The sequence below is a fragment of the Streptomyces sp. SID3343 genome (genome assembly GCF_009865215.1).
GTDB lineage: Bacteria > Actinomycetota > Actinomycetes > Streptomycetales > Streptomycetaceae > Embleya.
Genome location: NZ_WWJX01000910.1, coordinates 22,513 through 32,298, shown reverse-complemented (window position 1 = coordinate 32,298; position 9,786 = coordinate 22,513). Strand labels below are relative to the sequence as shown.

The window sequence follows — 9,786 nt, the reverse complement described above, 5'->3', positions numbered from 1 at the left end:
TGCGCACCGTCGCGGTGTGCGGCGGCGCGGGCGACAGCCTCTTCGACGCGGTCCGCCGCAGCGGCGCCGATCTGTACGTCACCGCCGACCTGCGGCACCACCCCGCATCGGAGGCGCTGGAACACGGCGGCCCCGCGCTGCTCGATGCCCCACACTGGGCAACCGAGTGGCCGTGGCTCGCCCACGCGGCCGCCGAACTGACCAATGCGCTCGCCGTGTCCGGGGCTACGGTGGAGACCTACGTATCGGAACTCGTCACGGACCCGTGGACGTTCCACACTCCGCACGACCGATAGCCCGATCGGGACCACCCGGGAAGCCCCGGCCCCGCCGCCCGTCGGCCCCGGCCGGACCACGAGACGCAGACAACGCAACGCCACACGGCACCCGAGCAGCACCAGCACAGGCAGCACCGGCACCCGCAGCACGCAACACCGGCAGGCAACCCGCAGCACCGCAGCACGCAGCACCGCAGCACGCAACGCCCGCGACACCCGCACGAAGCAGTCACGAGCATCACGAAGCCCACGAAGCCCCCGAAGCCCAAGAAGCAAGAAGCACCCAAGGAGCCCCCGCTGAACGCCGCGCCCGCCGACCAGCTCCGCCTGCTCGACCTCCAGGCCCTGGACTCGCGAATCGATCTGCTCGCCCACAAGAAGCGCACGCTCCCCGAACGCGAGGAGATCGATCGCCTCGGCGCCCGGCTCGCCCGACTGCGTGACCTCGTCGTCGCCGGCGAGACCGAGGAGAGCGACGCCGCACGTGACCAGACCAAGGCCGAACACGACGTCGACCAGGTCCGCAAGCGTGCCGAGCGCGACCAGCAAAAACTCGACTCGGGCCTCGTCACGTCGCCGCGCGACCTGGAGAACCTCCAGCGCGAGGTGACCTCGCTCGCCAAGCGCCAGGGCGACCTCGAAGAGGTCGTACTGGAGGTCATGGAGCACCGCGAGACGATCCAGACCCGCCTGGCCAAGCTGGTGGCCGAGCGCGACGAGGCCCAGGCCGCGCGCGACGCCGCCGAGATCCGCCGTGCCGCCGCCGAGACGGAGATCGACGACGAGGTTGTCGCGATCACCAAGCAGCGCGCCGTCGTCGCGGGCACGATCCCCGACGACTTGATGAAGCTGTACGAAAAGGTGCGCGACCAGTCGCACGGCGTCGCCGCCGCGCCCCTGCTCCAACGCCGCTGCGAGGGATGCCGGCTCGAACTGGGCATCACCGACCTCGCCGCGATCCGGGCCGCGGCGCCGGACACGATCGTGCGCTGCGAGAACTGCCGGCGCATCCTCGTTCGCACGGCCGAGTCGGGCCTGTGAGGTTCGTCGTCGAGGCCGACGGGGGCTCCCGGGGCAACCCGGGCCCGGCGGCCTATGGCGCGGTGGTGCGTGACGCCGACAGCGGCGAGGTGGTGCACGAGATCGCCGAGGCGATCGGCGTCGCCACCAATAACGTGGCCGAGTACCGCGGCGTGATCGCGGGCCTGACCGCCGCTCGCGCGCTCGACCCCGACGCGACCGTCGAGGTCCGTGCCGACTCCAAGCTCGTGGTCGAGCAGATGTCGGGCCGCTGGAAGATCAAGCACGCCGACATGCGCGACCTCGCGACCAAGGCCCGCGGCATCCACCCGCCCGGGCAGGTCACCTACACGTGGGTCCCGCGCGAGCGGAACAAGCACGCCGACCGGCTCGCCAACGAGGCGATGGACGCGGCGGCCAAGGGCCGACCGTGGACCCCGCAGGACTCGACGGCGTTCGCCACCCCGCGGGCCGCGGAGCCCGCTGCGGTCGAACCGATCGCGACCAAGGCGCGCCCGACCGCCCCCGGCTGGGGCCCGGACCTGGGCAGCCCGACCACGCTCGTGCTGCTGCGCCACGGCGAGACCGTACTGACCCCGCAAAAGCGCTTCTCGGGCACCGGCGCAGACCCCGACCTGTCCGAGCGCGGCCGTTGGCAGGCCGCCCGCGCGGCCGAGGTGTTGGCCGAGCGCGGCACGATCGAGGCGATCGTGTCCTCGCCGCTGGGCCGCTGCCGGCAGACCGCCGAGGCGGTCGCGGAGCGGCTCGGCCTCAAGGTGCGCGAGGAAACGGGCTTTCGGGAGACCGACTTCGGGGCGTGGGAGGGCCTGACCTTCGCCGAGGCACGCGAGCAGACCCCCGATGCCCTCGACGCGTGGCTGACCTCTGCCGACGCGGCCCCGCCCGGCGGTGAGAGCTTCACCGAGGTGGCGCGCAGAGTCGAGGTCGCGCGCGACAAGACGATCGCCCGCCACCCCGGCAAGACCGTCCTGGTGGTCACCCACGTGACCCCGATCAAGACCCTGGTCCGGATCGCCCTGGGCGCACCGGCCGAGTCGATGTTCCGAATGGAACTGTCGGCGGCGGCGATCAGCGCGGTCCAGTGGTGGTCGGACGGCAACGCGTCGCTGCGCGTCTTCAACGAGACCGCACACCTGCGCGGAACCTGACGCGAACCGTCCCGCCGAGTGCTCATCGAACAAAGGTTTGACGACCCCACCGGTGCTGTGGCATAGTCGGCAGTGCCTTCAGCGTGCCCGCCAGTAGGAATCCGGGCGGACCACGCGGAGGACCAAACTTCCGAACATGCGCAAGAGCCCCGACCTGCCCACAGGTCGGGGCTCTCGCCGTTGCGGCAGTCGGTCGCCCCCGCCCGCGTCGCGCGGGTGCTCGGGCTTGAGGCCTCAGCGCCCGGACGAGGGGGCGCGAGAGACGGCGGATGAGTCGGCCTCTACGCCGGGTTCTGTCTCCCGGGAGCCTTGCGGCGCCCGGGGAGGCGGCCATCCATCTACGACTGCCGTTGCCGACAGCCTCCAGCGGTCTACCCGCGAACTCGGGCGGGCCGCCCTCGAACGTTCGCGCAGAGCGCGCATGTCGCGGCGCGCTCCTCTTGACCTTGCTCCGGGTGGGGTTTACCTAGCCGCCCGAGTCACCCCGGGCGCTGGTGGTCTCTTACACCACCGTTTCACCCTTACCGGTCGTCCGAGGACGCCGGCGGTCTGTTTTCTGTGGCACTGTCCCGCGGGTCACCCCGGGTCGGTGTTACCGACCACCCTGCCCTGTGGAGCCCGGACGTTCCTCGGCGGAACCCTCCGAAGAGGAATCCCGACGCGGCCGCCCGGCCGGCTCATCCGCCGTGTCCGCCATCCTAGCGGGGGCGAACCTGACCCTGCGTCGGGCGTCGTCGGCCTCGGTGAGCCGGACTCGTACGCGTGCCCCCAGGGTGAGCCCCGGCCCGTCGAAGCGGGCCCGCACCGCCGGTTCGGCCAGTTGTACCGTGCCGCCGTCGCCGCGTTCGTTGAGGTCGACCACCACCGCGTCGAACTCGTCGCCCACGTGATCGGTCAGTACCACCGCCTCGACCAGGGCCACCGCCTCGCGTTCGACCTCGTGCGCGCGTCGGTCGCCCGTCTCCATCGCCTTGGGCAGCTCGGGCAGCCGGGCGGTGACCCATTGCGGGACCTCGACGCCCGCGACCAGGGACACGCACACCTCGCCCGCGAAGCGGTCGACGAGCCGGCGCAACGGCGCCGTGACGTGGGCGTACTCGTCGGCGACCGCCGCGTGCCCGGCCGATTCCGGCACCCCCGCGTCGAACGCGGTGTAGCCGGCCCCGCGCAACAGGCCGGTGGCCTCCTGGAGGAACGCGGCGTGCCGGGGATTGTCCGGATCGAGCGAACGGATCACCGCGCCGTAGGTGGAGCTTTCGGGCCACCGGACGTCGAGTGCGCGGCCTACCCGACGGACCTGGGCGAGCGCCTCCGGCGGGGGTTCGGGGAGGGTGCGCAGGATGCCGATGCCCGCGTAGGTCATCAGGTCGGCGGCGGCGATGCCGGTGAGCAGCGAGATCTGCGCGTTCCAGCCCTCGGCCGGGATCGGCGCGCGATACTCCAGCCGCCACGAGTCGCCGTGCTCGACGATCTCCTGCTCGGGGATCGGCAGGCTGACCCCGCCGCGCTCGCGTTCCAGGTGCTCGCGCAGGCCGCCGATCTCGGCGAGCAGGCGCACCGGTTCCTCCGCCGTACCCGCCTCGATCGCCCGCTGCACCCGGGGGTAGTCCAGCCGCGCCCGGCTGCGGACCATCGCCCGGAACACGTCGGTGCCGACGAGGTCGCCGGCCGGGTCAAGGTCGAGCACCCACACCAGGGCGGGCCGGTCCTGCCGGGGCAGCAGGCTCGCCGCCGCTTCCGACAGGGCGGGCGGGTGCAGCGGGATGCGTTCGTCGGGCAGGTAGAGGGTCTCCACCCGGCGCATCGTCTCCGCGTCGAGCGCGCCGCCCGGCGTCACCCACGCCGCGACGTCGGCGATCGCGTAGGACACCCGGTAGCCCGTGTCGGTGCGGGCCAGGTGCATCGCCTGGTCGAGGTCCATCGAATCGGCCGGATCCACCGTGAAGAACGGCAGGTCGGTGAGATCGCGCCGGCTCATCGTCGGGCCGCGGCGCGCGGCGGCGTCGGCCTCCGCGAGCACCTGTGGCGGGAAGGCGGTGGGCAGCGAGAGGTCGGTGCGCAGGCGGGCGAAGCCGGCGCGAAGGCGATCACCGTCGGCGGATTTGATGTGGAGATGGCGACGAGGCACGGGATCGAGCTTAGGAAGGATCCACCGGGGCGCGAAGGACTTTCGCGGCTTTTCGCCCGGGCGTTCGGCGTCGTCGGGGCATGATCGGTCGGGTTCGTCCCCGTAAACTTGAGTGTTCCGCATTTCGGCCGCGCCGCTTGGAGTCCCGCTCGTGCTCGTGTTGTTGCCGCCCTCCGAGGGCAAGGCCGCTGCGGGGACGGGCCCCCTGCTCGACCTCGACACTCTTTCGATCCCGGAACTGGGCCCGGTGCGGCGGCAGGTGCTCGATTCGCTGATCACCCTGTGCGAGGGCGACGAACTCAAGGCCCTGGAAGTACTGGGCCTGGGCCCGAAGCTGCGCGGCGAGGTGCTGCGCAACCTCGAACTGCGCGAGAGCGGCACGCTTTTGGTGTCCCAGGTGTACACGGGCGTGTTGTACGACGCGCTCGACCTGCCCTCCCTCGACGGCGCCGCGGCGGCTCGCGCGGCCGGGGGAGTGCTGATCTTCTCCGGCCTGTGGGGCGCGCTGCGGCCCACCGACCTGGTTCCGCCCTACCGATGCTCGATGGGCGTGCGGCTGCCCGGGATAGGCGCCCTCACGAGCCTGTGGCGCGAGGCCATGGCGCCGGTACTGCCGGGTCTGGCGGCCGACGGGCTCGTGCTGGACCTGCGTTCGGCGGCCTACTCGGCGGCGTGGCGGCCCACCGGCGCGGTCGCGGAGCGCACTGCGGTGGTGCGGGTGCTGCACGAGAAGATCGTCGACGGCGTGGCCAAGCGCTCGGTGGTGAGCCACTTCAACAAGGCGACCAAGGGTCGGATCGCCCGTGATCTGTTGATCTCGGGAGCCGAGCCCCGCAACCCGGCCGAACTCGCCGACGCCCTGCGTGATCTCGGCTGGACGGTGGAGGCCGCCGAGCCCAAGAAGCCCGGCACCGCGTGGGCCCTGGACGTCGTGGTGGCCGCGATCTGAGCGACCGACGGGGCCCCGCGCGCTCGTTCGGCGATCGCTCGCGCAGAGCACCCGCCGGCCCGCGATCGGGCCGACGCCGAGCTCGCCACGAGGGCCGCCTTGACAAACATGGGGAGCTTCATGATCCTGACGCTTTCTCCGCAGACAGAAAGCAAAGCATTTCGTCCTACTTTCGGACGATCTGTACGTCGCTTCCGACGGAGTCGAAGACCCGACATCCATGGGGGATGAGTGAGTTACCCGCCGCCGCCCGGCAGCCAGGACCCGAACCAGCCGCCGTACGGTCAGCCCCAATACGGTCAACCGCAGTACGGGCAGCCCCAATACGGGCAGCCGCAGTACCCGCAGGGTCAACCGCAGGGGCAGCCTCCGTACGGGCAGCCGCAGTACCCGCAGGGGCAGACGGGCCCGTACGGACAGCAGGGGTACCCGAGCGGCGGCTATCCGCAGGGCGGCTATCCGCCTCCGCCGCAGCGCAACCGCAAAGCCCTGTGGGCCGGGATCGCGGTGATCGCCGTCCTCGCGATCGGCGGCACCATCGCCGCGGTGAGCCTGAGCGGCGACGGCGACGACAAGAAGAGCCCCGTCGCGTCGTCCGGCTCGCCCGAGGCCACCGGTTCGCCGACCGCAGGGTCCTCCACCGACCCGATCCCGCCGCCGACTCGTGCGCCGCGCACGACCGCGCCTGCGCGCACCACCTCCGCGCCCGACCCCGGCAGCGACTCGGTCCCGGACGCGGCCGCGCGAAAGCTGTTTCTCGACTTCGTCCGCCAGTCCGTGCCCGCCGTCAAGTCGACGTCGGACGCCGAACTGGTGGCGCAGGGACAGGCCGTCTGTTCGGGTCTGAAGGCGGGGAAGAAGATCACCGACCTGCTCCCGAACCAGTCCGACATCACGTCGTCGGCCGTCGTGGCGGGCTTCGCGGTGGGCACTTTCTGCCCGGACCAGCGGAGCAAGCTCTAGCTCGACTCGACACCCGCCCGGTCCGACACGCCGCTCGACGCGCCCGCCCCGCCCCGCCCTCATCCTGTGGAGCGGGGCGGGCGTCGTTCGTGGCGACTCGACGAACGGAAGCGATCCGCGATGTACATTTCTCGCGGGTCGACGGTCCCGATCGGTGACATCGAGGCCGGCCGGCAACCCGGCCGGCATATCGGCATCGGTGACCCGCGATGATGGGGATTGCCCGAACCGGTTTTCCGCGTTGTACACGCAGAGGCGCCGTGTGGGGCGCGTACGAGACGCACGCGGAAGAAGGGGTTCCATGGAGCGAATGGGCAGAATGGCCGGATGGCTGCGCCGCCGACCGCGTGAGGACCCGGACGTCGTTCGAGACCGGCGGGCCGGATTGCTCATGGATCTGGTGGAGCGCGGTTGGCCCGTCTGTCCGGCGGCGCACCCGCTCGGGTTCGGTTGTTCGTGCGACCGCGTGGGCTGTCCTTCGCCGGGCATGCACCCGGTCTCGTTCGCGTGGCAGACCCAGGCGTCCACCGACCCCGTACAGGTCGCGCGCTGGCTGGAGCTTTATCCCGAGGCCAACTTCGTGACCGCCACCGGCCAAGGGCACGACGTCTTGGACGTCCCCGTGAGCGCGGGCGAACTGGCCCTCGCGGTGTTCGCCGAAAAGGGCATCGAGATCGGACCGGTCGCCTCCTGCGGTCCGGAGCGCACGCTCTTCTACACCGCGACCCGCGGCACCCCCGCCGACGAGGACGAGTGGTGGCCGTGCGAACTCGACTGCCACCCCGAGACCCTCGACGCCCACCCCGGCCTGCGCTGGCACTGCCGCGGCAGCTACGTGCTGGTGCCGTCCTCGATGCACCCGTCGGGCCGGCCGGTGCATTGGATCCGCGGCCCCGAACTGCCGCTTCCCGACCCGCTGCGCGTGCTCGACGTGCTCACCGACGCGTGCGACACCGTGGGGGCCACGGCCGGCGACGTGCGCTGGATGTAGCACCGCCCGCAGCCGCCCCCGCCGGCCCACAGCCGTCCCGCCCGACTACTCGCCTTCCGCGCCGACCAGGCCGTACATCCACCCGGTGAGCTGTACCTTGCCGCCCGCTTGGGGAACCAGCGCGACGTACTGCGACAGCCGGTGCTCGGTGAGCGCCTTCGTCGGCTTGTTCGGCAGGAACGTCAGGGTGGACGGCTCCACGTCGCCGAGTCGGCGCGGCGGCTGCACGGTCAACCGCATGCTGTGCTGGAGCGAGAACAGCACCACCGCGCCGCCGTCCTCGGCGCGCAGCGCGAGCGGGGAGAACTGCTCCGCCGCGGTGTCCACGCTCTGCCGCACGAAACCCTCGCCGATCGGGTCCTCGCGCTGTTTGCGCAGCTGCGCGGTGTACGCGTCGGGCGCGAACAACTCGGCGTGTGACTTGCCGTCCTTGAGATAGTCCGCGAGCGCCGGCGCCAACTCGGCGGGAGAGGCGGCCAGTCCGGCCGTGTTCACCGCGATCGGCTCGACGAACCCGTCCTTGTCCTTGGCGAGTTCGGGCAGCGGGCTTTGCAGCGTCGGTCCCCATGCGGCCTGCCACGCGGCGTCCGGCTGTCCCTTGACGAACATCAACAACTGCGGTTTCGCGCCCTTGCGGTTGGGCGTCGACTGCACCGCGAACCACTTGGGCCAGCCCACGATCTTGGGGATCAGGAACTCGGGCCGCTCGTGCAGGACCGGTTCCTTGCCCCGATTGCCGTGCGGGTCGGTGAAGGCCAGGATCTTCAGGTCGGCCTGGTCGAGCACGCCCAGCGGGCCGGTCTCGGTGCGGGAGTTGAGGGCGAGGTCGCGGTTCGCGTACGCCTGGTTGTTCTGCGCGTCGTAGTCGCGCAGTACCGCCTCGGCCTCGCGCTTGTCCACGCCCTCGACGGACGCCGTGGAACCGTTGACGGTGACACAACCGGTCGCGGCGAGCGCCGTCACGAGCAATGCGGCGACCGTGGCCACCGCGCGGGATATGCGCTTCGGTCTGGACATGTCGGTAGTGGGCAACTCTTCCAGGGGAGCGGGCAGGAGGAGAACTCGCGAAACCTTACTGCCCGCGCCCGCGCGGGCGGTTACGCGAGGGTCAGAACCTCGGCGCCGGAGTCGGTGACCACGAGCGTGTGCTCGAACTGCGCGGTGCGCTTGCGGTCCTTGGTGAGCACCGTCCAGCCGTCGTCCCACATGTCGTACTCGTAGGTGCCCAGGGTCAGCATCGGCTCGATGGTGAACGTCATCCCGGGTTCCATCACGGTGGTCGCCCGCGGGTCGTCGTAGTGCGGGATGATCAGCCCGGAGTGGAACGAGGTGTTGATGCCATGACCGGTGAAGTCGCGGACCACGCCGTAGCCGAAGCGCTTCGCGTACGACTCGATCACCCGGCCGATCACGTTGATCTGTCGACCCGGCTTGACCGCCTTGATGCCGCGGTTCAGCGCTTCGCGGGTGCGCTCGACCAGCAGCCTGGACTCCTCGTCCACGTCGCCCACGAGATAGGTCGCGTCGGTGTCGCCGTGCACGCCGCCGATGAAGACCGTGACGTCGATGTTGACGATGTCGCCGTCGTTCAACCGGGTCGTGTCGGGGATGCCGTGGCAGATCACCTCGTTGATCGAGGTGCAGATGGTCTTGGGAAAGCCCCGGTAGCCCAGGCAGGACGGGTAGGCGCCGTGGTCGAGCGTGTACTCGTGCGCGGCCTTGTCCAACTCGTCGGTGCTCACGCCCGGCGCGACGAGCGCGGCGGCGGCCTCCATGGCACCCGCGGCGATCCGACCCGCGACGCGCATGCGCTCGATCGTCTCGGCATCCTGCACCTCGGGCCCGGTGTACGGGGTGGGGGCCGGCTTCCCGACATACTCCGGCCGCGGGATGTCGGCGGGAACGGAGCGGATGGGGGTCGGCTTACCGGGTACGAGAATCGCCATAACCAGCGAGTGTAGCCGGCAGCGCGGCCGACCCCTCGATCGAGACGGCGACGCGACGACGGCGACCCGACGAACGGGTCCACGAGCAGCGGTACGAGTGGGTGGAGGACGGGTCATGAAGTTCCGGCTGTGGCGCAAGCCCGAGGGGCGCGCCGGCGAGTGGTACTACTGCATCAAGCACGGCACGGTCGAAGAGGGCCCGGAGTGCTCGGCCCGCGACCGGCTCGGCCCGTACGCGACGCGCCAAGAGGCGGCCAACGCCCTGGAGACGGCCAGGACGCGCAACCAGAGCTGGGAGAACGACCCCAAGTGGAACGACCGCGGCCGACGCTGAGCGCCGCG

General features: G+C 71.2%; 9 protein-coding genes, 1 other RNA gene and 1 pseudogene. 7 read left to right on the top strand and 4 right to left on the bottom strand.

Features of this window, described 5'->3' with window-relative positions:
• The 3 genes from GT354_RS28200 to GT354_RS28190 form a co-directional block, all read left to right on the top strand.
• A partial coding sequence (locus GT354_RS28200; RefSeq protein WP_202512395.1) for a Nif3-like dinuclear metal center hexameric protein occupies window positions 1–296 on the top strand: 296 nt, incomplete at its 5' end.
• A gap of 642 nt (window positions 297–938) precedes the next feature.
• On the top strand, window positions 939–1,319 hold the full coding sequence (locus GT354_RS54600; protein ID WP_237535531.1) for a C4-type zinc ribbon domain-containing protein: 381 nt from the start codon (window positions 939–941) through the stop codon (window positions 1,317–1,319).
• Window positions 1,316–2,467, top strand: coding sequence for a bifunctional RNase H/acid phosphatase (locus GT354_RS28190; protein WP_161359183.1), 1,152 nt, complete (start codon window positions 1,316–1,318; stop codon window positions 2,465–2,467). The genes GT354_RS54600 and GT354_RS28190 overlap by 4 nt, the downstream gene beginning before the upstream one ends.
• A gap of 266 nt (window positions 2,468–2,733) precedes the next feature.
• Here the strand turns inward: GT354_RS28190 and rnpB are convergent.
• Window positions 2,734–3,147: RNase P RNA component class A (rnpB, locus tag GT354_RS28185), an RNA gene on the bottom strand.
• Window positions 3,148–3,227: 80 nt separating this feature from the next.
• A pseudogene (locus GT354_RS28180) lies at window positions 3,228–4,388 on the bottom strand (RNB domain-containing ribonuclease); the annotation flags it as partial.
• A gap of 358 nt (window positions 4,389–4,746) precedes the next feature.
• Here GT354_RS28180 and yaaA point away from each other — a divergent pair.
• From yaaA to GT354_RS28165, 3 genes are all read left to right on the top strand, one after another.
• Window positions 4,747–5,544 (top strand): peroxide stress protein YaaA, encoded by a 798-nt coding sequence (yaaA, locus tag GT354_RS28175; RefSeq protein ID WP_161359190.1) that lies wholly within the window; start codon window positions 4,747–4,749, stop codon window positions 5,542–5,544.
• A 231-nt stretch (window positions 5,545–5,775) separates the two neighbouring features.
• A complete protein-coding gene (locus tag GT354_RS56660; RefSeq protein WP_161359182.1) occupies window positions 5,776–6,507 on the top strand; it encodes a DUF732 domain-containing protein in 732 nt (243 codons plus the stop codon).
• A gap of 301 nt (window positions 6,508–6,808) precedes the next feature.
• Window positions 6,809–7,498: a bifunctional DNA primase/polymerase gene (locus GT354_RS28165; protein ID WP_237535526.1), complete on the top strand. Its 690-nt coding sequence runs from the start codon at window positions 6,809–6,811 to the stop codon at window positions 7,496–7,498.
• A 45-nt stretch (window positions 7,499–7,543) separates the two neighbouring features.
• Here GT354_RS28165 and GT354_RS28160 read toward each other — a convergent pair whose 3' ends face one another.
• Both GT354_RS28160 and map read right to left on the bottom strand, forming a co-directional pair.
• Complete coding sequence (locus GT354_RS28160; RefSeq protein WP_161359181.1) at window positions 7,544–8,515, bottom strand: hypothetical protein; 972 nt, start codon at window positions 8,513–8,515, stop codon at window positions 7,544–7,546.
• Window positions 8,516–8,595: 80 nt separating this feature from the next.
• The gene (gene map / locus GT354_RS28155) at window positions 8,596–9,444 is read right to left on the bottom strand and encodes a type I methionyl aminopeptidase (RefSeq protein ID WP_161359180.1); all 849 of its coding nucleotides are present in this window, start codon (window positions 9,442–9,444) and stop codon (window positions 8,596–8,598) included.
• Window positions 9,445–9,559: 115 nt separating this feature from the next.
• Between map and GT354_RS28150 the strand changes: the two genes are divergently transcribed.
• On the top strand, window positions 9,560–9,778 hold the full coding sequence (locus tag GT354_RS28150) for a hypothetical protein (RefSeq protein WP_161359179.1): 219 nt from the start codon (window positions 9,560–9,562) through the stop codon (window positions 9,776–9,778).
• The last annotated feature ends 8 nt before the right edge of the window (window positions 9,779–9,786 follow it).

Coding starts and splice junctions, on each gene's coding strand:
- GT354_RS54600 (WP_237535531.1), top strand. CDS start 939: ATGGAGCACCGCGAGACGATCCAGACCCGCCTGGCCAAGCTGGTGGCC.
- GT354_RS28165 (WP_237535526.1), top strand. CDS start 6,809: ATGGAGCGAATGGGCAGAATGGCCGGATGGCTGCGCCGCCGACCGCGT.
- GT354_RS28160 (WP_161359181.1), bottom strand. CDS start 8,515: ATGTCCAGACCGAAGCGCATATCCCGCGCGGTGGCCACGGTCGCCGCA.
- map (WP_161359180.1), bottom strand. CDS start 9,444: ATGGCGATTCTCGTACCCGGTAAGCCGACCCCCATCCGCTCCGTTCCC.
- GT354_RS28150 (WP_161359179.1), top strand. CDS start 9,560: ATGAAGTTCCGGCTGTGGCGCAAGCCCGAGGGGCGCGCCGGCGAGTGG.